Annotated in this window: 19 protein-coding genes; 8 read left to right on the top strand and 11 right to left on the bottom strand. The window is 57.6% G+C overall.

What is annotated here, in order from left to right; all coding sequences use genetic code 11:
• The 5 genes from JWS10_RS12710 to JWS10_RS12690 all read left to right on the top strand — a co-directional run.
• On the top strand, nucleotides 1-566 hold a 566-nt coding region (locus tag JWS10_RS12710; RefSeq protein ID WP_299507957.1), incomplete at its 5' end, for a zinc-binding dehydrogenase.
• Between the two features lie 116 nt (nucleotides 567-682).
• Nucleotides 683-1762 carry a maleylacetate reductase gene (locus tag JWS10_RS12705; RefSeq protein ID WP_299507955.1) on the top strand — a complete coding sequence of 360 codons (1080 nt, stop codon included), beginning with the start codon at nucleotides 683-685 and terminating at the stop codon, nucleotides 1760-1762.
• Nucleotides 1743-2621, top strand: a complete 879-nt coding sequence (locus JWS10_RS12700; RefSeq protein WP_366943540.1) for a dioxygenase — start codon at nucleotides 1743-1745, stop codon at nucleotides 2619-2621. Before JWS10_RS12705 ends, JWS10_RS12700 begins: the two co-directional genes overlap by 20 nt.
• A 9-nt stretch (nucleotides 2622-2630) precedes the next feature.
• Nucleotides 2631-3680 carry a ketopantoate reductase family protein gene (locus tag JWS10_RS12695; protein WP_299507953.1) on the top strand — a complete coding sequence of 350 codons (1050 nt, stop codon included), beginning with the start codon at nucleotides 2631-2633 and terminating at the stop codon, nucleotides 3678-3680.
• Nucleotides 3681-3772: 92 nt separating this feature from the next.
• Nucleotides 3773-4621 carry a 3-keto-5-aminohexanoate cleavage protein gene (locus tag JWS10_RS12690; RefSeq protein ID WP_299507951.1) on the top strand — a complete coding sequence of 283 codons (849 nt, stop codon included), beginning with the start codon at nucleotides 3773-3775 and terminating at the stop codon, nucleotides 4619-4621.
• Nucleotides 4622-4917: 296 nt separating this feature from the next.
• On the opposite strand, the gene phnE (JWS10_RS12685) is transcribed toward JWS10_RS12690, so the two are convergent.
• The 4 genes from phnE (JWS10_RS12685) to phnC form a co-directional block, all read right to left on the bottom strand.
• Nucleotides 4918-6222 (bottom strand): phosphonate ABC transporter, permease protein PhnE, encoded by a 1305-nt coding sequence (phnE, locus tag JWS10_RS12685; protein ID WP_299507949.1) that lies wholly within the window; start codon nucleotides 6220-6222, stop codon nucleotides 4918-4920.
• Nucleotide 6223: 1 nt separating this feature from the next.
• Complete coding sequence (gene phnE, locus JWS10_RS12680) at nucleotides 6224-7102, bottom strand: phosphonate ABC transporter, permease protein PhnE (protein WP_299507947.1); 879 nt, start codon at nucleotides 7100-7102, stop codon at nucleotides 6224-6226.
• A 65-nt stretch (nucleotides 7103-7167) separates the two neighbouring features.
• Nucleotides 7168-8058 carry a phosphonate ABC transporter substrate-binding protein gene (gene phnD / locus JWS10_RS12675; RefSeq protein ID WP_299480223.1) on the bottom strand — a complete coding sequence of 297 codons (891 nt, stop codon included), beginning with the start codon at nucleotides 8056-8058 and terminating at the stop codon, nucleotides 7168-7170.
• Nucleotides 8059-8104: 46 nt separating this feature from the next.
• Nucleotides 8105-8917: a phosphonate ABC transporter ATP-binding protein gene (gene phnC, locus JWS10_RS12670; RefSeq protein WP_299507945.1), complete on the bottom strand. Its 813-nt coding sequence runs from the start codon at nucleotides 8915-8917 to the stop codon at nucleotides 8105-8107.
• A 226-nt stretch (nucleotides 8918-9143) separates the two neighbouring features.
• Here phnC and JWS10_RS12665 point away from each other — a divergent pair, with 226 nt between their 5' ends.
• Nucleotides 9144-11312 carry an esterase-like activity of phytase family protein gene (locus JWS10_RS12665; RefSeq protein WP_299507943.1) on the top strand — a complete coding sequence of 723 codons (2169 nt, stop codon included), beginning with the start codon at nucleotides 9144-9146 and terminating at the stop codon, nucleotides 11310-11312.
• A 155-nt stretch (nucleotides 11313-11467) separates the two neighbouring features.
• Here JWS10_RS12665 and JWS10_RS12660 read toward each other — a convergent pair whose 3' ends face one another.
• The 4 genes from JWS10_RS12660 to JWS10_RS12645 all read right to left on the bottom strand — a co-directional run bounded on the left by JWS10_RS12660 (nucleotide 11468) and on the right by JWS10_RS12645 (nucleotide 16575).
• Nucleotides 11468-11788, bottom strand: coding sequence for a hypothetical protein (locus tag JWS10_RS12660; RefSeq protein ID WP_299507941.1), 321 nt, complete (start codon nucleotides 11786-11788; stop codon nucleotides 11468-11470).
• A 90-nt stretch (nucleotides 11789-11878) separates the two neighbouring features.
• Nucleotides 11879-14053 (bottom strand): glycosyltransferase family 4 protein, encoded by a 2175-nt coding sequence (locus JWS10_RS12655; RefSeq protein ID WP_299507938.1) that lies wholly within the window; start codon nucleotides 14051-14053, stop codon nucleotides 11879-11881.
• A 495-nt stretch (nucleotides 14054-14548) separates the two neighbouring features.
• The gene (locus JWS10_RS12650; RefSeq protein WP_299507936.1) at nucleotides 14549-15583 is read right to left on the bottom strand and encodes a glycosyltransferase; all 1035 of its coding nucleotides are present in this window, start codon (nucleotides 15581-15583) and stop codon (nucleotides 14549-14551) included.
• A gap of 155 nt (nucleotides 15584-15738) precedes the next feature.
• Nucleotides 15739-16575 (bottom strand): hypothetical protein, encoded by an 837-nt coding sequence (locus JWS10_RS12645; RefSeq protein ID WP_299507934.1) that lies wholly within the window; start codon nucleotides 16573-16575, stop codon nucleotides 15739-15741.
• Nucleotides 16576-16805: 230 nt separating this feature from the next.
• Here JWS10_RS12645 and glf point away from each other — a divergent pair, with 230 nt between their 5' ends.
• Both glf and JWS10_RS12635 read left to right on the top strand, forming a co-directional pair.
• On the top strand, nucleotides 16806-17933 hold the full coding sequence (gene glf, locus JWS10_RS12640; RefSeq protein ID WP_299507959.1) for a UDP-galactopyranose mutase: 1128 nt from the start codon (nucleotides 16806-16808) through the stop codon (nucleotides 17931-17933).
• Nucleotides 17934-18000: 67 nt separating this feature from the next.
• Nucleotides 18001-18807 carry a Ku protein gene (locus JWS10_RS12635; RefSeq protein ID WP_299507932.1) on the top strand — a complete coding sequence of 269 codons (807 nt, stop codon included), beginning with the start codon at nucleotides 18001-18003 and terminating at the stop codon, nucleotides 18805-18807.
• Between the two features lie 7 nt (nucleotides 18808-18814).
• Here the strand turns inward: JWS10_RS12635 and ligD are convergent, their stop codons facing one another.
• From ligD to JWS10_RS12620, 3 genes are all read right to left on the bottom strand, one after another.
• Nucleotides 18815-21349 carry a DNA ligase D gene (gene ligD, locus JWS10_RS12630; protein WP_299507930.1) on the bottom strand — a complete coding sequence of 845 codons (2535 nt, stop codon included), beginning with the start codon at nucleotides 21347-21349 and terminating at the stop codon, nucleotides 18815-18817.
• A 2-nt stretch (nucleotides 21350-21351) separates the two neighbouring features.
• On the bottom strand, nucleotides 21352-22203 hold the full coding sequence (locus tag JWS10_RS12625) for a Ku protein (protein WP_299507928.1): 852 nt from the start codon (nucleotides 22201-22203) through the stop codon (nucleotides 21352-21354).
• Between the two features lie 113 nt (nucleotides 22204-22316).
• Nucleotides 22317-22638: response regulator (locus tag JWS10_RS12620; RefSeq protein WP_299507926.1), on the bottom strand; the 322-nt coding region annotated here is incomplete at its 5' end.

The following is a 22638-nucleotide window of genomic DNA, read 5'->3' as shown; positions in this document are numbered from 1 at the left end:
GTGGTGGCGTGACTGCGGGATCGACGGTTCTGGTGTCTGGCGCTGGGCCGATCGGGGCGCTGACCATTCTCGCGGCAAAGGCGGCTGGGGCTTCGGTCATCATCGTCTCAGAACCCAACCCGAACCGACGTCGTATCGTCACGGAAATAGCCCCGTATGCTGTCGGGGTGGACCCTATGACCCAAAACCTGCTCGAAGTCGTGCGTGATCTTACCGAAGAAGGTGTCGGCGTTGATGTGGCGTTGGAATGTGTGGGTATGGAAGCCTCGCTGAACGCCTGTGTCGATGCGGTGCGCCGCGCAGGCAAGGTCGTGCAGGTTGGTCTCCACATCAAACGCGCCTCGATTGACGCGATGCAGTGGGCGCTGAAGGATATCACGGTAGAGGCGACGTGGTGCTATCCGGTGCAGGTCTGGCCCCGCATTGCAAGGCTGATCGCCTCGGGCAGCTTTCCGGTCGAAAAGGTCATTACCGCCCGGATTGATGCAGCAGATGTTGTGTCCAAAGGCTTTGAGGCTTTGCTTGACCCCTCAGGCCAACACCTGAAGATCGTCGTTCGCACCTGAAATCTGCAATCCGCGTAAAACGTTCCGCCTCGTTCACTTTGGTACAATAATCGTCAGAGATGCAAAACCCGCGCCACCCGCAATGAAGCCCCGCCCCGTCCATACCCGGAATCCTCATGACCGCCTCGCTGTTTCAGCCCGAATTCGCCTACATCTCTGCGCCGCAACGCGTGGTCTTTGGCCCCGACGCGCAAGATCATGTGGCGGCAGAGATCACGGCGCTTGGTCGCAAGCGCGCCCTTGTGCTGACGACGCCCGAACAGTCCGCAGCGGGAAAGGGTTTACTCGCAGCCTTGGGGACTCTGGGCGCTGGTCATTGCGCTGATGCGACCATGCACACGCCGGTTGAAGTCACAGAACGTGTGCTGGTGGTTGTCCAAGACCTGCAAGCTGATTGCCTTGTGGCGATTGGCGGTGGATCGACAACTGGTTTGTCCAAGGCTTTGGCCCTGCGCACTGGTATGCCGCAGATCGTCATTCCCACCTCGTTTGCAGGGTCCGAGGCGACGCCGATTCTTGGCCAGACCGACGGCGGACGAAAAACCACGCTAACCGATCCGCGCGTGCGGCCCACCGTGATCCTGTATGACGTCGCACTTGTGCGGACTCTGCCGCCACACATGTTGGTCGCCAGCGGGATGAACGCCATCGCCCACGCGGTAGAGGGTTTGTATGCGCGCGACCGCAATCCGATATCGAGCATGATGGCTATAGAAGGCATCAAAGCCCTCGCCTCGGCCCTGCCAAAGCTTACCAGCGGCGCGCCGACGGATCACGACTGGGGCGAGGCGCTTTACGGTGCATGGCTGTGCGGCACTGTTCTGGGTCAGGTTGGCATGGCGCTGCATCACAAACTTTGCCACGCACTCGGCGGCGGCTTTAACCTGCCGCATGCCGAAACCCATGCCGTGATACTGCCTCATGCCGTTGCCTATACCGAAGCTGCCGTGCCTGATCTGCTGCGTCCGGTCGCCGCTATTTTTGGCACAAAGACAGCGTACGAGGGCCTCACCGCCTTCGCCCAACAAATCGGAGCGCCCACCCGGCTTTCCGCCTTTGGCCTGACCGAAGCCGACCTGCCGCGCGCCCTCGATCTAGCCACCGCCAATCCCTACTGGAACCCCCGCGCGGTGGAGCCTGAGCCTTTGGCCGCCCTCTTGGCCCGCGCCCTTGTGGGTGATCCCGCCCAACCCTAAGAAGGCCATTGCCATGATTTCACACGGCACTTTCAGCGAAGCCACTTCTGTCGAAGTTGTAAACGCCCGCCATTCCACCTGCGCCAACGCACGGCTGGCAGAGGTCATGTCTTCTCTCGTCAAGCACCTGCACGCGTTTGCCAAGGATATTCACCTGACCGAGGACGAGTGGAATCTTGCCATAAATTTCCTCACAAAAACCGGCCAGATTTGCTCGGCAGAGCGGCAAGAGTTCATCCTGCTGTCCGATGTTCTCGGCGTTTCCATGCTGGTCGATGCGATCAACAACCGCAGACCCGAAGGTGCGACAGAGAATACCGTGTTCGGCCCATTCCACGTCGACAACGCCCCGAAGCGCCAGATGGGCGACAATATCTGCCTTGATGGCAAGGGCGAGTCCTGTCTGTTCGAGGGGGAAGTCGTCGATCTTTCAGGCCAACCCATCGCAGGGGCCACGGTCGACGTCTGGTCCGACAATGCCGACGGCTTTTACGATGTGCAACAGCCCGGCATCCAGCCACCGGGCAACAACCGCGGTGTTTTTGTGACCGGGGCGGACGGGCGCTATGCCTTCGTCGGGATAAAACCGGTCAGCTATCCCATTCCTGATGATGGCCCGGTGGGCCAGATGCTCGCCCATCTGGGCCGCAATCCTTTTCGCCCGGCCCATATGCACTACCTGATCACCGCCGCCGGATTTCAGCGCCTTGTCACCCATACCTTCGTGGGCGGCGATGATTACCTGACCTCGGATGCGGTTTTTGGCGTGAAAGCCTCGCTCATCGCCCCCTTCGAACGGCTAAAGGGGCAAGCGACCGAGTGGCGTTCGAATTTCACCTTTGTCCTGAACCCGGCCTGAGCGGCGACAATGCTTCATAAATCCCCCCGCATCGCTTTTCTGGGAACCGGAGCGCAAGGCGCTTCGATTGCCACCGATTTTGCCTTGGCCGGATTAGACGTCACCTTCATCGACCAGTGGCCCGCCCATGTCGAAGCCATTCGCGCCAACGGCATTACCGTCAACCTGCCGACCCGGCAAATTCACGCGATGGTGCCAGCTCTGCATTTGTGTGAGGTGGCAGAGGTCAAGCAGCCGTTCGACCTCGTGTTCCTCGTGGTAAAAGCCTACGACACCCGCTGGGCTTGCGAGCTGATTAACCCCGTGCTCGCCTCCGATGGCTTCATCATCGGCCTGCAAAACGGCATGACGCATGATGATATCGCCGCCATCGTCGGACTCCACCGCACCATCGGCGCGGTGATCGAAATTGCCTCAAACATGTGGACCCCGGGCATTACCAACCGCCAGAACGACCATGACGAAAGCTGGTTCGCCATGGGTGCGCTGGACCCTGCCCAACAGCACCGCGTTGAAACTGTAGCCGAGCTTCTGCGCCATTCCGGCACGGTTGAGGTGACGGCTGACATACACTCCGCTAAATGGATGAAGCTGGTGGTCAACGCCGCGGAACTGATCCCCTCTGCCATCATCAACACCGCCCTGAACGACGCCGCCCGCGCGCCGGGTATGCTGGATGTGATGCGCACCGCAGGGTATGAGGCGATGCAGGCAGCCCTCGCTGATGGTGCCACCATCATGCCGATCATCGGGATGCCGCCGGTGATGAGCAATGATCCGGAACGCTATGTCGATCAGATTTTTGAGAAGGTTTTGGAGACCTTTTCCCGTGAAGATACGCTGACCTGCTCGCTGCAAGACTGGCGCAAAGGCCGCCGCGCAGAGATTGCCGATGTGAACGGGCTGGTGGTCGATGTCCTGCAATGTCACGGCCGCGATGACCCGATGAACCGGCGCGTCGTCGAAATAGCACTCGATATCGAAGCCGATCGGTTGCAGGCCAAACCAGAAAACTCCGCCCTGATGATCGCAGCCCTCAATGCAGCTTCCGGCTTTTGACCAACGGAGAAGTAACATGTGCGCACCCCTGATTGCAGCCGCCTATACGCGCATCGCTAGTCACCAAGTCATTGAAAAGTTGAGTTGAATTCATGGCGACCCCCTGCATCATATGCGTGGCGATCACCGGATCGCTTCCGACAAAGGCCAACAATCCGGCGGTGCCAATATCAATCGCGGAGCAAATTGAAAGCACTCAAGAGGCTTTCGAGGCGGGCGCGAGCATAGCGCATTGCCATGTGCGCGACGATGACGGTAAGCCGACGTCGGACCCAGAGCGGTTTGCGCGCCTGAAGGAAGGCTTGGAAACCCATTGCCCCGGCATGATTGTTCAGCTTTCGACCGGCGGCCGTAGCGGGGCGGGTCAAGCAAGGGGCGGTATGCTGCCCCTGCGGCCCGACATGGCCTCGCTGTCTGTGGGATCGAACAATTTTCCCACCCGTGTATATGAAAACCCGCCCGATCTGGTGGATTGGCTCGCCTCAGAAATGCTGAAATACGGTGTTAAGCCCGAGATTGAGGCGTTCGATCTAAGCCATATCGTGCAGGCCGCGACCATGCAGCGCGACGGGCGGTTGCAGGGGCCACTCTATGTGCAGTTTGTGATGGGGGTGAGGAATGCTATGCCAGCAGATGAACAGATTTTCGATTTCTATATCCAGACATTGAAGCGACTTTCGCCCGACGCACTATGGTGTGCCGCAGGCATTGGTCGGGCACAATTTCTGATCAACGACTGGGCTATCAAGAAAGGCGGCCACACCCGGACAGGTCTGGACGATAACGTCCGTCTGGATCGCGACAGCCTCGCCCCGTCCAACGCTGCCTTGGTCAAGCGCGCCGTGGCCTTGTGCGAACGATATGAACGCCCGGTCGCCAACTGGAAGCAAGCGCGCGAAATACTTGGCCTGCCACACCCGACCGCCTCGAAGCTGTTCTGATAGGCGCAAACCGGACCGTTTGACCTACCAGGGCTGATGCCGACCTGGGATGAAACGATTGACGCATCTTATGAGCGAGAACAACTGAACGAATTTGCTGATTGCTATGCGTGGTCGCGCCGAAAGCATCATTCTGCTTGGTTAACCTGCGACTGCCTGCGCGCACGGTCGGCCGCGATATGCGCAATTTAAGCACGGGGGAGTGCGCGATGGTGGATACCGTTACGTGCGAAGCCAAACGTCGCAGTTGGGCCATCCGCAGGACCGCAGTCTCGTCAGATGCGCATTCGTCGCGATTAGCGTCCAATAAACCGCCGCCTGATCCAGCCGGAAATCGTGTCCATTGCCATCACCATCAGCACGATCAGGATCATGTAATAGGCCACTTCCTCCCAATCTTTTTGGGTGATGATGGCTTGGGTTAGAAGCAGGCCGATGCCGCCGCCGACGATGGCACCGATCACCGTGGCGCTGCGGGTGTTGGATTCGAGATAATACAGGATCTGGCTGAGCAACACTGGGGCGATTTGCGGAAACACTCCGAAGCGGGCACGTTGCAAAGCGCCTGCTCCGGTGGACCGGATGCCTTCGACCTGTTTCTCGTCGATGTTTTCCAGCGTTTCCGAGAAGGTTTTGCCGAAAGTGCCAGTGTCGGTCAGCAGGATCGCCAAGGCTCCGGTCATTGGGCCGGGGCCGAACGCGCGGGCGAGGATGATGGTCCAGATCAGGCCGTCTACGCCGCGTAGGAAATCGAACAGGCGGCGGAAGGTGAAGCGAATGGCGCGGAAGGGAGCGAAGTTGCTGGCGGCGAGAAATGCCAAGGGTAGCGCGATCAGGGCCGCGCCCATTGTGCCGAGGAACGCCATCAGCACGGTTTCAAACAGCGCCCATGCGACAACCGAGTGATGCCACATTTTGTTGTTCCAGAACTCTGACGCCATCAGGCCCAAATTGCTGCGGGCGGGGTCAATCCGATCGGCCATCAGCATCGCCGTCAACTGGCCGTAGCTTTTGCCGTAGAATGGGCTGTCGAGGGTGAAGAAGAACAGCTCCCACCCCGGCTCGTATTTGAAGGTCTCCACCTTGGAGCGTGAGTAGGCGAAGCGGCCTGCTGGGGTGGTGACCGAAATGCGGGTGTCGGCGACATTGATCCAAGTGGGGATCGGTTGCGGCGCAGTGAGGACCAGCTTTTCGCCTTGGGGTTTAATGTCGATGGTGCCGTAGCCGGGGACAATGTAGCGCGCGCCTTTGGCGTCGTAGGTGATCAGGTTGCCACTACCAAGATCAATCGTGGTGGTTGCACCGTTGGTTTGCACCCAATCGGGGTATTGGCTCGGGGCGTAGGTGCCTTTGGACTCGCCTTCTATCGCTACGGTCAGATTGCCAGTGGCGTTGTTGCGGGTGACATGGGTCTTATGGCTCCAAAAATCGGCAAGCATGATGCCAGCATTGTCCAGTCGGGCACGGGCCGCGAGGCCGGGAATGTCAAAGCTGACGAACAGGTAGGTTAGATACAGGATGATCAGCAGCGGCACCGCGAAGGCAGTGAGGCGGCGAGATTTGAACTGGCGTTGAACCGCCAGATATGTGGCGTCGGTCATATCAGTGCACCTTTACCAGACGATTGCGCGCCATGCTGGAAAGCTGGTCGATGGCCATGATGGCAAAGAACAGAAGGGCGAAAATTGCGACGACCTGATCATATTTGCCGCCGCCCCACTGCATCGCGAGTTTGAGGTCGTAGCCAATGCCGCCCGAGCCTACGAAGCCCAAGATGGCGCTGGCGCGGACATTTATTTCAAAGCGCAGCAGGGCGTAGCCGAGCCAGTTGGGGGCTACTTGCGGGATGATGCCGAGCCAGATTTGCTGGCCCCAGCTCGCTCCGGTAGAGGCGAGCCCTTCGAGTGGTTTGAGATCAGCGTTTTCGGCGGATTCCGAGAACAACTTGCCGAGCGCGCCTGCGGTGTGGAAGGCGATGGCTAGAACGGCGGGGATCGGGCCGCCACCCAAGATGAAGATCAGCATCAGCGCGATGACGATTTCGGGGATGGCGCGCATGATATCGGCGATGCGGCGGAACAGCGGCGTCAGTGTAGGAAATCGCGCGAGGTGGCGGGTGGAGCCGAGGGCGAGGAAACCGCCGAGCAGGCCGCCGAGCAATGTGGCAGCCCCGGCAATATTGAGGGTTTCCAGCAGCGAGGGTAGGTAGTGCAGCAGCAAAGCGGGGAGGTTGGCGCGGTTTGTCCAAGCCTCGGATAGCACTTCGGCCGGGAAATCACCGAGTTGATGCAGGCCAGACAGGAAATCCCCGGCGTTGCGATCTTGGGCGGTATGAAAGCCGGAGGCCATCAGGGCTACGAAAAACAGCAGCAGTATAAAGCCGTAAAGCCGTTTGCGGCGAGTTTGGTGAATATAGGCTTCGGTGGGATTATTAAGGTCGGGGCGCGGGCCGGGAGGGGGGCCGAAGGTGATATCAACCATGATGCGCCGCCTTGATATAGGAAAAACCGGGCCCGCTTGCGCGGACCCGGCGACTGGTTCTGAAATTATTCGCCCGAAAGTTTGCGGGCTTCTACAATACCGAGATACATGTCGTGGGTGGCGGGGACGAAGTCTTTCGCATCGCCGGAAGCCACGCCGTAAGCGCAAGCCTTGTCGGTTTCCCACAGATCGGCGGTGAGTTTGGTGACCTTAGCCTTCACATCATCTGGAAGTGCTGCGCGCACAACCATTGGGCCTTCCGGGATCAGTTTGGAGCGCCAGATTTCCACGAGGTTGTTCATGTCAACCAAGCCAGCATCAGCGGCTTTGCGGAAAGCGCCGGAGTTATAGCCGTCTTCCCAGTTGCCGATACCGTCCGCCCAAGACACGCCTGCGTCGAAATCGCCATTCGCGACGCCGACGATGGTTTGCTCATGTCCGCCGGAGAATTTCACTTCGCTGAAGAATTTGTCGAGCGGGCCGTAGGCTGCGATCATCTCAGCCGCAGGGACGAGGTAGCCCGAGGTCGAGTTCGGCTCACCGAAGGCGAATTTTTTGCCTTTGGCGTCCTCAACCGTTTTGATGCCCGAGTCAGCGCGGGCGAAGGCGATGGAGTAGTAGCCCGTCGAGTCGTCGAGGTTTTGCTTGGTAAGTTCAACCGTGACGGCTTTGGGGTCGGTCAGGTAGATCTTGGCATAGGCGGACGCGCCGAGCCATGCCATGTCGAGGGTGCCGCCCAGTAATCCTTGGATAACACCGTCGTAATCCGCCGGAGTGAACAGTTTGACCGGAACACCCAGCTCTTTCTCAATCGCGGCGCGGTAGCATTCGTTCGAGGTCATGCGGTCTTGGGCGTTTTCGCCGCCGATGATGCCGATGTTGAATTCTTTCATATCCTGCGCATGGGCGGCGGTGATGCAGGTGGTGGCAGCCAGAACGGCGAGCAGCTTTTTCATGGTCGTCTCCAGATTGGGCCCGTTGGGGCTTTGGGTAAAGGCGCGATTAGGCGAGCATCGACTCGGCATAGGCGTCGTCATGCGGGCTGGTGATGGAGGTGGATGTGGCGGATTCGTTGAAACTGGCGTCAGCGCCGTAGATATCGCGGGCAACGCTGGTGGTGAGTTGGGCGGGGGTGCCGTCGAACACCACGCGGCCATCACGCATGCCGATCACGCGGTCACAGTAGCGGCGGGCGGTGTCGAGGGTGTGGAGGTTGGCGATCACCATGCGGCCGTCTTCGTCGTGGATGCGGCGCAGGGTGTCCATCACCACTTGCGCGTTCATCGGATCGAGGCTGGCGATGGGCTCGTCGGCGAGGATCACCTTGGGGTCTTGCATCAGGGCGCGGGCGATGGCGACGCGCTGTTGCTGGCCACCTGACAGGGCTTCGGCGCGTTTGGGGGCTTGCTCGGCAATGCCAAGGCGGTCGAGGATTTGTAAGGCGCGGGTTATGTCGGCGTCGGACCACAGATTGAGCATGGTGGCGAGGGTGGAGCGTTGGTTCAGCAGGCCGTGCAACACGTTGGAGGCTACGTCCATGCGGGGTACGAGGTTGAACTGTTGGAAGATCATCGCGCATTGGCCTTGCCATTTGCGTTTCTCGGAGCCTTGCAGGGTCAGGACATTGCGGCCCTCGAACACGATCTGGCCCGAGGTGGTGTCGGTCAGGCGGTTCATCATGCGCAGCAGGGTGGATTTACCAGCGCCCGAACGGCCAATAATGCCGACAAAGGCCGAGCCCTTAATCTCAAAGCTGGCATTGTCCACTGCAGCTTTGTTGCCGAACATTCGCGTGACGTTTTCGATCTTCAGCATCGCCGCCCCTAAACTTGTTGAGCGGCTGATAGGGCAGATTCGTGACGCGGGTGTATCGCGAGCGTAACGGTTGGGTGAAACGCGAGGAGGGTCGGCGGTACCCAAACTTATCGTGCGGGATTTCGCTTAATCGGTTAGCGGCAACAAAAGTGTCATATGAGTGTCGTCTGAGCGTCATGCGCGCCGCCTAGTCCCTGCGGCATCATAACATTACGGGACTGCACATATGACGCTTCGCCGCCTTTGCTTAACCTCGACCCTTGCTTTGGCTTCTGCCATGCCAGCGAGCGCCGAGATGGTTTTCAACCGCATCGCCTCGTTCGCCACCCCTGACAATATGGCCGAAGGTGAAGATCGTGCGCGTGCGTCCAGCGCCGAGATTATTACCGTTACCGAAGACGGTAATACGCTGGTTTATTCGGACAGCCCCTTGGGCGTGATCGGGTTTGTCGATATCACCGACGCCAAGGCTCCGAAGCCGTTGGGCAATGTTGATGTTGGTGGCGAGCCTACGACCACGGTGGTGATCGGCGATTTGGCTTTCGCGGGCGTGAACACCAGCGAGAGCAAGGCCAATCCGTCGGGCAAGCTGGTGACGTTGGATATCGCCACGGGCAAGGTTGTCGCGGAGTGTGATTTGGGCGGCCAGCCGGATTCGGTGGCGAAGGCCAAGGATGGCAGCTTCCTTGCCATCGCGATTGAGAATGAGCGTGACGAAGAAGTTAATGAAGGCGCTATGCCGCAGATGCCTGCGGGGTTCATGGTTAAGCTGCCGCTGAAAGATGGCGCGGTTGATTGCGCTGGGTTGCAGAAGATCGACATGGTTGGGTTGGCTGCTATCGCGGGTGACGACCCGGAGCCCGAGTTTGTCTCAATCAACGAAGCGGGCGAAATCGTTGTTACTTTGCAGGAAAACAACGAGATTGTGGTGATTGGTGCTGATGGTAAGGTTGCCACGCATTTCTCGGCTGGCACTGTCGATCTGGAAGGCATCGACACCAAAAAAGACGGCAAGCTGGACTTTACCTCGTCGAAAGAAGGCGTGCTGCGCGAGCCTGACGCGGTGAAATGGATCGACGGCGAGCATTTCGTCACCGCGAATGAGGGTGATCTGGACGGCGGTTCACGGTCTTTCACCATCTGGAAGAAAGACGGCACAGTGGTTTACGAATCCGGTGCCAGCCTTGAGCGGGCGATTGCGGCGATTGGGCACTACCCCGATCAGCGCAACAAAAAGGACGTGGAGCTTGAGTCGGTGGAAGTCGCTACCTATGGCGACAAGCGGATGCTGTTTGTCGCGTCTGAACGCGCCTCGGTTGTTGGCGTCTATGATCTGACCGACGTTGCCAACCCGGTGCTGAAACAGTTGTTGCCATCGGGGATCAGCCCTGAAGGTCTAGTGTCTATCCCGCAGCGCAACCTGTTTGCCACCGCAAACGAGGTCGATCTGCGCGAGGATGGTTTGGCCCCGGCGCATGTGATGGTCTATGAATTGGCCGAAGGTGTGGCGGCTTATCCGATGCTGACCAGTGCTGGTAGCGATCCGCTGATCGGCTGGGGTGCGCTTTCGGGTCTAGCGGCTGATCCGACCGAAGCGGGCAAGTTGTATGCGGTTTCGGACAGCGTTTATGGCGCGATGCCACGGATTTACACCATTGATGCGACGCAAACCCCGGCGAAGATCGTCTCGGCGATCGAAGTGACCCGTGGTGGCGATGCGGCGCAGTTGCTGGATATCGAGGGCATTGCGGTCGATGGCGAGGGTGGCTTCTGGCTGGCGAGTGAAGGCCGCTCCGACAAGCTGGTGCCCCATGCGATTTATCATGTGGATGCGGAAGGCAAGATCATTGAGCAGATCGCTCTGCCAGAGGCTTTGCTCGACAATGAGATCCGCTATGGCTTTGAAGGTGTTGCGGTTTCTGCCGATACTTTGTGGCTGGCGATCCAGCGCGAGTGGCAGGATGACCCGAAAGGCATGGTCAAGCTGCTGGCTTATGACACCAAGGAAAAGACTTGGGGTGCGGTGCGTTACCCGCTGGATGCGCCTGCTGAGGGTGCTTGGATGGGGCTTTCGGAGATCACCATCAACGGCGATTTCGCTTATATCGTTGAGCGGGATAACCAGATTGCCTCGGCTGCGGTGACGAAGAAGCTGTACAAAGTGGCGCTGGCTGATCTGAAAGCTGCTGAATTGGGTGGTGCGTTGCCGGTGGTGACGAAAGAGTTGGTGCATGATCTGCTGCCCGACCTTGGCGCGCTGCACGGCTATGCGATGGATAAGGTCGAAGGCTTTGCGATTGACGCAGGCGGTATCGGCTGGGTGGTTACCGACAATGACGGGGTTGACGATAGCTCGGGCGAGACGCTGTTCTGGTCGATTGGCGCGGTCAAGTAAGCTGCGAGTGTTTGGATTTTAATGAGTGAACCGAGTATGTGAAAATGGAAAACCCCGGACTGAGTGTCCGGGGTTTTTAGTTGGTGCTATTGGCTTGGCCGTCGGTCGGATGGCCGCTGTTAATGTTTTGCGATAGCCTGACTGAGACGCGTGATTTATTTTTTGGTTTTCTTGGCAGGTTTTGGTTTTGCAGCCGCTGCAGCCTCTGCAGTTTCAGGCTGATGGGCTGGAGCTGCGGCAGTCTCTGCTGTCGCGGCAACTTCGGGCTCTGCCGGCGCTACGGCGGCCTCTGGCGATTTAATATCTGGTTGAGCCGCAGACTGGGCCGCCACAAACTCGCGCATGAAGCGACGGATTTCTCGACCCGCCGAGCTGTCTATTGCCTCGCAAGCCGCAATGAAGCGGTCTTTCTCCTGCTTCTCAATGCGAAGAACCAGCTGACTGCTTTTCTTTTCTTTTTCTTTGGATTTGGCCACGTCGATGCTCCTCGCATTTGCAACGACATTGTAGTTGCACCGACGGGCACAGCCAACAGGAGAATTGTAACAAAAATCAGCGGACCGAAGTTATGCACTTCGTTTAACCAGCCCCGCTGGCAGAGAAAAACGGCTGACCGCGTCAGCAAGTGGCGTGTGAACAGTTCTGTGACCGTTGATCACCTCATGGCCGAGCAGGCCATTGTGGCATAGTCTAGCGTCGTCCCAGCCGAGATGGTTGGCGATCGGATAAAGGCAGATGCCTTCGACTTGGACCCCGCGCAGCCGGGCGCGTGCAGTTTCGTCAGCGATATAGTTGAACCACGCGGCACGGCGGTCGCCCTCTATCCCGGTTTCGGCAATCAGAATTGGCCGATTATAGCGGGCGGCTACCTGAAACAGCAGATCGGACAGCGGTGCATAAGATTTGTCGTCAACGTCGATGGGAGGGCCAGCGTGTATCCACTGGTTGTTGAAGTAATAGTTCACCCCCACAATGTCGAGAAAGCTCGGATCGCCCCCGATTTGCGGCCAAGTGCGTCCTGAAATCAGGTCAAAGGCTTGGAATTGCGCGTCGTGCCAGCCGTCGGCCTCCCACCGTGGGCGTCCGGTGTGGGGGCTGTGGTGAACGGCGATCAGCGGTTCGGCATGGACGAAACGGGCGCGCGGATCGACGTCGCGAAGTTCGCTAGTCGCTGCGATCGCCGCACGGGCAAGTTGGACTTTCAGCTCGTAGCCGCGGCCCGCCGCGAAGGGATTAAGGTAACGCGCATCTCCACCCGCCCACGAAAAAAAGCTGATTTCGTTGACCGGGCACCAGAACGGCACGGCATCGCTGCGCTCGCGGTGATGAAGGGCGCAGGCCCGAGCGAAAGCCGCAAAGCGGTTGACAAAACCGGCGGACCAGATGTCCAGCCCATCCGGCCATCCGTAATGCATCAAATCCCAAATTACTTGGGTTCCGGTGCGCGTCGCCGCATCCAGCATCGGTGTGAAAGAGTTAAAGTCGTAGCTGTTCGGCGTCGGCTCGATCAGATGCCAGCGCAAAGCATCCCGGCAGGCCCGGATGCCAAGCCCCGCGAGTTGAAGATAATCAGCCTCGGCATGTGCGTCATGTGCGGTTGAAGCCAACACGTCAAGGCGGGTGCCGTTGCGCAGTCGATGAGTAGAACTCTCCCAACCGCCGAGCACAAAGCTATTGAAAATCGAGTCGGTGGGAGCAGGCGCGCGTTCAGCCAAAACCTGTGAGAAAAGGCGCCGCCATTGCGGCACGACGACCTCCACAGAAAAGTTCGCGCGAATGTGCTCGCGCAAACCGATGCCGAGCCGGAGCCGCAAGTCTGGATCGGCGATAAGGCGACGGATGGCAGCGGCGACGGCCGACGGATCCTGACAGGGCACAACGATGCCGGTTTCGTCATCGCCATTCTGTTGCAAGGTGCCATCGTTGCGGGTGGCTATTACGGCAAGGCTCGCTGCCCCTGCCTCTAGGATCACACGCGGCATAGCTTCGTCATTAGAAAGCCAGCAGAACACGTCCATTGCTGACAAAAGCGCGGGCACATCGGCGCGGTCCCCGGTAAAGGTCAGGCAGGCGTCCAACCCCAAAGTTCTTGCGAGCGCATGCAACTCAGCCTCGTACTCCGGCATGGAGGCGTCCGGGCCGCCAACAACTACAAAACGTGCACGCGGTTCGGTGCGAGCAATTTCCGCCGCTGCACGTATGAAATCTTCAAGGCGCTTTTTGCGGTCTAGCCGCACGACCCAGCCAATCAGTATTTGGTCTGCCGCTATGCCAAGACTGCGTCGCACTGGCAGACGCATCGCAGAATCGAACTCGCTCAGATCCACCATAGACGGAATTTCCAGCGCGTGATGCGGTCGAACAGACATTCGGCCAGCCGCCGCGGCTCGGATACTGTCGCAGGTTCCAACATAGCGCGTTGTGAAATGCTTGGGGCCTGCCAGTGCTTCTGCCACGTGCTCACCGCGTTCAATCAGCGGCGGGTGTACGGCAAGTCCCTCAAACGCGGGGTAGATATCGGCGACGTCTTGCGAGGAAATTACAATGTCCGCGCCGATGACGCGGCGGCGCAGATAGGCGACGGTATCTTCAAAACCAAGGCTAAACGCCGTTGTGTCGACGTGGACGCCCAAGGCGCGCAATTTGTCATGGCTTAGATCAGGCGCGCTATCCTTTTGAAAGCACTGAATAACCTCAACAAGGTATTTGGCCGGATCTAGGCTTTTGGCCAGCAGACGCACCTCGGTTTCTTCGCCTCCCGCTCCCAATGAAGCAAATATCCATAGGATGCGCATTTTGGCTGCGTCTGGATGAGGCTGAGGGATTCGCCCAGATGCCAGCCTTGCGACTGCAGCCGCTTCTTCCTGTTCTCGTGGGGTAAGGGAACGGTCACCGTCCATCATGAATGCTCCGGTACGCTCTGAAAAAACTTAGGTGATTGTACTGTGGATGACGCAGGAGGCGCAGCGGCGTCACCTTATGGCACAACATGGGCGATCCTATGCTTGCACACCACGGCAGCGTCTTGCGCCCGCCTGCAGTGAAACTTGCCTCGTCGACAGTCGCCGCCAGAGTTTAAATGCGGGATCGGTCGCCCCGGCTTGCGCCGCACTGGTGATGGCGGCGCTGCCACTGCGATGCCAACCGCCTTCTTTGCACCAAACACCTCCCGCCCCATCAGAGATGGGACGGTGCCGCCGTCAATCCGTGAAAAGACTTTGAACGCTCGCATCTGTTTAGGCATCGACCCGGTCGAATGTGGCTTGGGGAAGCGAACGCTCGGCAACAGCTTCGGTGATCAGATCGTCCATTTTGCGGAAAGTCGCATCCCAGCTATAGCTGGTGAGGAGGCGATCGACTTGTGGCAGCCATTTTGCATGGGCGTCTCGCTGAGCCAACAGATAGTCGCACGCTGCGATGAAGCCGGCCGCGTCTTCGGCGATACGCAGGGCCTGTACGTCTGAGTAATGGCGCACCACGTCACGTACAGGAGTTGAGACGACTTGACGACCGCTTGCTAGGTATTCCAACGTTTTGGTAGGGCTGATGTGACGCGTTGCTTCGTTTATTGCGAAAGGCATCAACGCCACGTCCCAACCCGCCAAATAGGCAGGAAGCTGGTCATATGACTTTTGCCCGAGCCAATGAAGATTTGGCGCTTGCGGCAGCGTTGCGGGATCAACTTTGGAAACCGGGCCGACCATCACAATCTGCCAATCTGGCCGGGCCTTTGCCGTGGCAGCGAGCAGATCAAAATCCAGTCGTTCGTCAATCACGCCATAGTATCCAAGCCGGGGGCCGGAAATCGGAGCCTGATCGGCAGGGTCGGCTACGGCTTTTCGCGCAGCAGCAAAATGCGCAGCATCAACGCTGGAAGGGAAGGGATGAATGTTGTGGTGTTGGTCGCGCTTGGCCTCATACAAGCTGTAACCACCAGTGAACACTACGTCAGCTGCAGCCATTAGCGCCCTTTCGTTGGCGCGCAGGTCCGCCGGCGCGAAGCGGAACGAGGATAACTCATCCATGCAATCATAGACGACTGCGGAAGCAGCAACGTGGCGGGCAAACGACCACATCTGCGGCGTGTAGAACCATAGAACGGGCAGCCGGGCTCCGGTGATGATGAGCAACTGATCCAGCAGACCCGCCAACGCGCGATCAACCTCGGCAGGCGAAAAATGGTGGGGCACACGTGGGCGGATCGCTTGAACACTGGTGCCTTGGAAGGCGTGAAATTCCAGATAAGGAAGACTATGATCAGTCGGAATCATTTCTTCCCAAAACCACACGGGCCGAGTTTTGGCGAAGCGACGCATAAGATGCTGAGGGCGCTGAATGACAAAATCCCAACGCAAGTGCGAGAAACAAATCAGCGGGGCTGGGGTGTCGACAGGGGTCCGAGCAACGGAATAGGAGGTCTGAACGTTCATGCGCTTACTTTCTTTTTGCTTTGCCGCGCGCTCTCTATCAGGGCACCCAAACGTTTTACCGAATGCGGCCATGTCCAGAGGCGCTGAACTACGGGGCGGGGGGAGTAATTATGTGCGGTGTCGATCAAACGACCCATCGGTGAGTCGAAATCGGCATCGGTTGCAGTCAAGCCGGTTGGCCGAATGTGCTGCCTGCCGCAAACCAAGGCAGCATTAGCCGACACCGGAAGACCGGCCATCGTGTATTTCGCCAATGTCGCCGGGGCGCTATCTTCGACATTGCACGCGACGCTAATTCGCGCGCGGTTGATCAGATCATTAATCGTAGCTTCCGTGCTATTGAAGACCAAATCGGCGGACAAGCCGCTGCGTTCTACCTCTGCTTTGAGGTTTTCGGTAAGGTGACCAGAACCTACAACGCGCAGGGCACGTCGCCGGGGCAGCTTTGCCAAAGCGTCCAACAGAATGTCGTGACGCTTAAAGGGAAGGGTGTCAGCGACATGCACCACATAATAGGCTTTTGCAGCACCCGTCGGAAAAAACGCTTGATCCGATGCAAACCTTGGTTCGTTCGGCATTGTTTCGCAGAGCGCGTCTGGGTGACGCGCTGCAATGCGCTGCAATTGCCATTCGGACGCCGCCAGAAAATTCTCGAAGCAACGATTGATTTGCAAAGGGATGCGCAGAGCCAGTGCATAAATGGAGTTAAAGATCTTATTTCTGGAAGCGCAGGCTTTGAGTATACGTTCTTTTACGCCCAAGGTGCCCCAGCTGCTTGGCTCGGGCAGCATGTGGGCACAGAAATCTGGGATCGCTACGACGGCGGAACGCATGTTTTCTCTCGTAAGCAAGTGGAATTCCAGCATTGGCAGTCTGCCGGACTGGTCCGTTTCAACACCGGGACGCGCAGAAGGTTCCCGCAATGCTCCCGCAAATCGCCGGGGAACTAATATCCTCGAAAGTCGTTTCTCCTGCTGAGCGAGGCATGGATTTTGCGCATCTGCCTCAAAAATTAACATCGTAGGTGTTTCGCAAATCGGAGAATGAAGTGTCGGATACGATCATGATCGTGGGGGCTGGGCTGTCAGGTGCGGTGATTGGCCGCCGCTTGGCCGAGCAAGGAATGACGGTGCACATTGTCGAGCAACGCTCGCATGTGGCTGGCAATTGCTATACGCAGCGTGACCCTGAGACGGGTGTGATGGTCCATGTTTACGGCCCGCATATTTTTCATACCGATGACGCCGAGGTTTGGAATTATGTCAATAAATTCGGCAATTTCCGACCCTATTTGAACAGGGTAAAGATCACCTCTGGCGATGCCGTCTACTCGTTGCCTGTAAATCTTCACACCATCAACCAGTTTTATGGCAAGACGATGCGCCCGACCGAAGCTAAGGCTTTTCTTGAGGCTCAGGCGGATACCTCAATAACTAATCCGCAAACTTTTGAAGAGCAGGCACTTCGGTTTGTCGGGCCAGATTTGTATGAGGCGTTTTTCAAAGGATATACTCAAAAACAGTGGGGCTGTTCGCCGCAAGCACTACCTGCAAGCATTTTGAAGCGCCTTCCAATACGTTTCAATTATGACGATAATTACTTTTTTCACAAATTTCAGGGCATGCCAGAAAACGGCTACACTGAGATTGTCGAGCGCATCCTTGACCACGAAAACATCCATGTGGAGCTGAATACTTGTTTTGACCGGACAGATGTTAACGACGTTGATCACGTGTTTTACTCTGGTCCAATTGACGGCTGGTTTGGTTACGACCTCGGTCGTCTGGGTTATCGTACGCTCGATTTTGAACGCTTTACCCATAACGGTGACTGGCAGGGATGCGCGGTGATGAATTATGGCGAGGCGCATGTGCCGTTTACGCGCATAACCGAGCACAAGCATTTCGCGCCGTGGGAAGAGCACGAAGGGTCTGTGCTATACCGCGAGTATAGCCGCGCGTGTGGTCCGGGCGATATCCCGTACTATCCGATCCGGCAGGTCGAAGAGCGCGCCTTGCTGCGAGAATATGTGGACAGGGCGCAAGCTGAGGCGGGCGTGACGTTTGTCGGCCGATTGGGCACATATAGATATCTGGATATGGACGTGACCATTCGCGAAGCGCTGGACTGTGCAGATAAGTTTCTACGAAATGGCGGCGAGATGCCGGCATTTTCTGCGCCTCCGCTTTGATTGTCGAGACTGAACCGCAAACGGCAGGTTAACTAAGCGCCGCGCATTAGCGGTAGGGGGAGACGTTATGGCGCCGCGCTCATTTTGGAAGGGCTATCTGAAGCTTTCGCTGGTCACGTGCCCCGTTGCGATGCTGCCCGCGACCAGCGAGAATGAAAAGGTGCGCTTCCACACGCTGAACGCAAAGACCGGTAACCGCGTCGTCAGCCGCTATGTTGATGCAGTGAGCGGCAAACCGGTCAATGAAGACGACGAGGTCAAGGGTTACCCCCGCGGCGGAAATGATTACGTTCTGCTGGAGGACGACGAGCTTGAGAGCATTGCGCTGGAAAGTGCGCGGACCATTGATATTAATGTGTTCGTGCCCGCAGAAAGCATTGGTTGGCTGTGGTACGATACCCCGCACTATCTTGTGCCCAATGACAAGGTTGGCGAGGAAGCCTTTTCGGTAATCCGGCAAGCTATGGCTGCGACGGGCACGGTCGGCATTTCGCGTGTGGTTTTATACCGCCGCGAACGTGCGGTCATGCTGGAACCCCGTGATAGGGGCATTGTGCTCTGGACGCTGCGTTACGGCGACGAAGTCCGCAATGAAGTGGATTATTTCGGGCAAATTGGCAAGGAAACTGTGGACGCGGGGTTAATGAATTTGGTCACTAAGCTGATTGAAGACCGCACCCAGTCGTGGTCACCCGAGATGGCACATGATCCGGTTCAGGATAAGCTGCTTGATATCATTGCCGCTAAGAAAAAGGGCAGGAAAAAGCCTGCGAAGGCAAAGGTCGCCGCCGCAGAGAAGCCCAGCAATGTGGTCAATATTATGGATGCGCTGAAGCGCAGCATTGAGGCCGAGGCCAAGGGTAGCAAAAAATAGCTGTCAGCTATTTGCGGCGCACAGGTTTGCGGATTTTGAGGGGCACGGCTGCTGCCCTGAAACCTTCCCATGGATCAGCCGAAAGCGACGTTAGGCGAGTGGGCAGCGTTTCTACGGTGAAATATGCGGGCCCAATAGCTGGACCAAGCTCATCCCATGTCAGCGGCGTGGAAACCGCAGCGCCCGGGCGAGCGCGGGTCGAATAGGCTGCTACCGCAGTTTGGCCGCGTTGATTTCGCAGGTAATCGACGAGAATTTTACCCTGCCGCTTCGATTTGGTAATGGTCGAGACGAAACGATCTGGTGCGTCGGCTGCCATGGAATCTGCGAAAGCTTTGGTAAAATCTTTGATCGCGGGCCATTCCGCATGGGGTTTCAACGGAGCCACTACATGCAAGCCCTTGCCCCCGGAAGTTTTTACGAATGCGGCAAGTCCCGCGTCGTTTAAACGCTGGCGAACTTCTTGCGCAGCTTCAATAATCTGGTCCCACGTGACGCCTTCGCCGGGGTCCAGATCCATCACGATCATATCCGGGCGCTCCCAGTCCGCAATCGTTGAGCCCCAAGGGTGAATTTCGAGCGTGGCCGATTGCACCAGCCCGATCAGGCCGTCCAAACTTTCAATCGTTATTAGCGGTTCCGAAGCCGATTTCGGATCTTGCACCAGCACGACTTCCGAATTGATGCCTTTCCACGCGTGCTTTTGGAAAAACTGTTCTCCGGTAATGCCACTAGGACAGCGCAGCAGCGAGAGAGGGCGATGGACGATGTATGGCGCGATATGGCGCCATACTTCTGCGTAATAATCGGCTAGACCTTCTTTGGTCACGCCAGAGTCAGGCCAATACACCCGGTCGCCGTGCGTTAGCTTGACCGTGCGTTTCTGTAGGGCGGGCGTTTTCATTTTGGTTTTCGGAGCTTCCCTAACGATTTCACCCGCCGGCTTGTCTTCTCGCAGACCCCGAAATGAGGCGTGGCGCAAATGGCCGTCGGCCGTCCACGCGCGAAACTCAACTTCGGCGACCAGTTCTGGCCGAACAAAGCGCACTTGCCGCGATTGATCGGCAGTTAAGGGTTCGGCAAACGGGCTGGCGGCTTCGCGCAATCGTTCTAGTTTGTTGAATAAGTCTTGCGCCACGGAGGCGGTGAATCCGGTACCTACGCGACCGACATGCTGCAGCGCGCCGCCCTCGTACACACCCATCACAAGCGAGCCTATAGCGCTGCGAGAAGTTGTCGATGGCACGTAGCCCGCGACAACAAATTCTTGACGAGCCGAACATTTGGACTTGATCCAAGACTTGTTGCGTCCGCTGCGATAGGGCGCGTCGCTGAGCTTAGAGACAATGCCTTCTAAGCTTAACCTACAGGCATGACGCAATACCATTGCGCCGCTTTCAACAAAGTGGCCGCTGTAGTGAATGTGGGCTCCTGCCTCGGCAACCAATTGTTCTAGCAAGGCTTTGCGTTCTATAAGTGGAGAGGCGCGCAGGTCATAGCCGTCTAGATGAAGAAGATCGAAGGCATAGAAGCTAAAACGATCCGAACGCCCCTCGCTGAGATCGGCCTGCAAAGCCGAAAAGTCTGACGCACCGGTATCGGTTTCGACCACCAGCTCGCCGTCAAGAATAGCCGTTCCAACGGGCAAATCTCGGAGCGCGGCAATAACTTCTTTGCCGAACTTCGCTGTCCAGTCGAGGCCGCTGCGCGTCAACAGTTTTACCCGACCAGCCTCGATCCGGGCTTGCAGGCGATATCCATCAAATTTTATCTCATGCAGCCATCGCTCCCCAGCCGGAGCGGCAGGGGCGAGAGTCGCCAGCATAGGCTCGACGAACTCTGGCAGGCGTTGCTTCTTGACGGCTTTGAGTGTCGTAAGATCAACCGAAGCGGCTTCGGTTTCCTCGATCACTACTGCCTTCGGTTTTGCTGTTTTGCGTTTCGGAATGCGACCAGTTTTTGATGACCAACCGGGTGCTTCACTGGCAACCTCGCGCAAATCGCGTCCGGTTTTTACGGATTCCGGACGTTCCTCTAGTATATCTTCAGCACCTGCGGGCCGCGCGAATTCATCGTCGGCTTTTATAAGCAGCCAATTTTCACGCTTTTCTCCGGGCTTGCCTTGAATGCGCACCAGATGCCATCTGCCTTGGAGCTTTTCACCCACAAGCTCAAACTCCATATGGCCCTTGGCGTAGCCCTTGTCGGCATCACCGATCGGAATCCAGGCACCGCGATCCCAGACGATTACCGTCCCGCCGCCATATTCGCCCTTCGGTATGGTGCCTTCAAAGTCGCCGTATTCCAGCGGGTGATCCTCGACGTGAACAGCGAGGCGTTTTTCGCCAGTGTTCAAACTTGGGCCGCGTGTCACCGCCCAGCTTTTGAAAACGCCGTTGATTTCTAACCGAAAGTCGTAATGAAGCCGCGTGGCGTCATGTTTCTGGATAACAAAACTGCTGCCGCGTTTGCGCGACTGCCGACCCTTGGGCTCGGACGTCTCGTTGAAGTTGCGCTTCTGGCGGTAGGTTTCAAGCGCCATTATCAGGCCGATTTTCGCTTGGGAGTCGTGGTTTTTTTCGGTGCCGCGGTCTTGCCTCGTGCAGATTTTGGCTTTGGTTCGCTGAGTTTTGCGCTTTCTCGCAATGCAGCGAGCAGATCAACCACTTTGTCCTGCTTCACTTTCGGAGGCGGCGATATTTTGCGGCCCTCAAGTTTCGATTTTACGAGATCCGCGAGGGCTAACTCGTAGCGATCATCAAAAGATGAAACGTCAAATTCGCCGCGCTTTGTCTCAATGATATGTTTGGCCAAGTCCAGCATTTCGCCTTCAATTGGGGTATCCGGTATATCCCTGAAAGCCTCAGCCGCCGAGCGCACCTCGTAGTCAAAGTTCAACGTTGTGCCGATCAACCCTCGCCCATGCGCCCGAACCAATACACTTCGCATTCGACGAAACAGAACCGCTTGTGCGATGGCTGCGACGCCCTTTTTTTCTAGACCTTCTCGGATAAGAGCAAAAGCTTCTTGTGAAGGTCGGTCTGCTGGGGCGAGATAGTAAGGTTTGTCGAAATAGATATCGTCAATATCCGAGGATTTAACGAACGCGGACACGCTTAGGACTTTGTCGCTTTCAGGAATAGCAGCTGCAATCTCCTTGGGGTCTAGTATCACATGATCGCCGGCACTCAGCTCATAACCCTTGACTTGTTCGTCAGAAGCCACCGGTTTTCCGGTCTCGCTATCGACAAACTCGCGGCGGACACGGTTGCCCGTGGCGCGATTGATCGTATGGAAGGCGACGCGTTCGGCCGTCGAGGCCGCGGTGTAAAGCGCGATGGCGCAGTTCACTTCACCGATCCGCAATGTGCCTTTCCAGATTGCCCTCGGTGCCAAGTCGTGCCTCCTGCCATTATGCGAACCGTTGCGCGCAGTAAGCAGAACACCAATTTCGCCTGTCAGTTCCCCCAGAGCGCCAAGATACGCGGAAGTGCGGTTCGGGCGGTAACTTAGCGCACCAGTCCACGCAGAGCCGCCGCGAGAGACGCCTCAGAAAATGGTTTTTCGAGCATGGCGTCAATACAGTCGGCGCTGCCCTCCGGCATGTCTGCATAGCCTGTTGCCAACAGGATGGGCAGCCTCGGGCGGATGATCCGCGCCTGACGTGCCAACTCGATACCGGTCATTTTGGGCATAGCGTAATCTGTAATCAAAACGTCGATCGCCTCATCGTCGGCTAAGGCTTTTAGCCCGTCGCGGCCAGAATTTACAGAGGTTACGTTGTGACCAAGATCCTCCAACATTCCGCGCGTTCCCAGAGCGACCAGAAAA

The sequence above is a fragment of the Cypionkella sp. genome (assembly GCF_028290025.1).
Taxonomy (GTDB): domain Bacteria; phylum Pseudomonadota; class Alphaproteobacteria; order Rhodobacterales; family Rhodobacteraceae; genus Cypionkella.
This window is presented reverse-complemented; position numbering and strand designations above follow the sequence as displayed.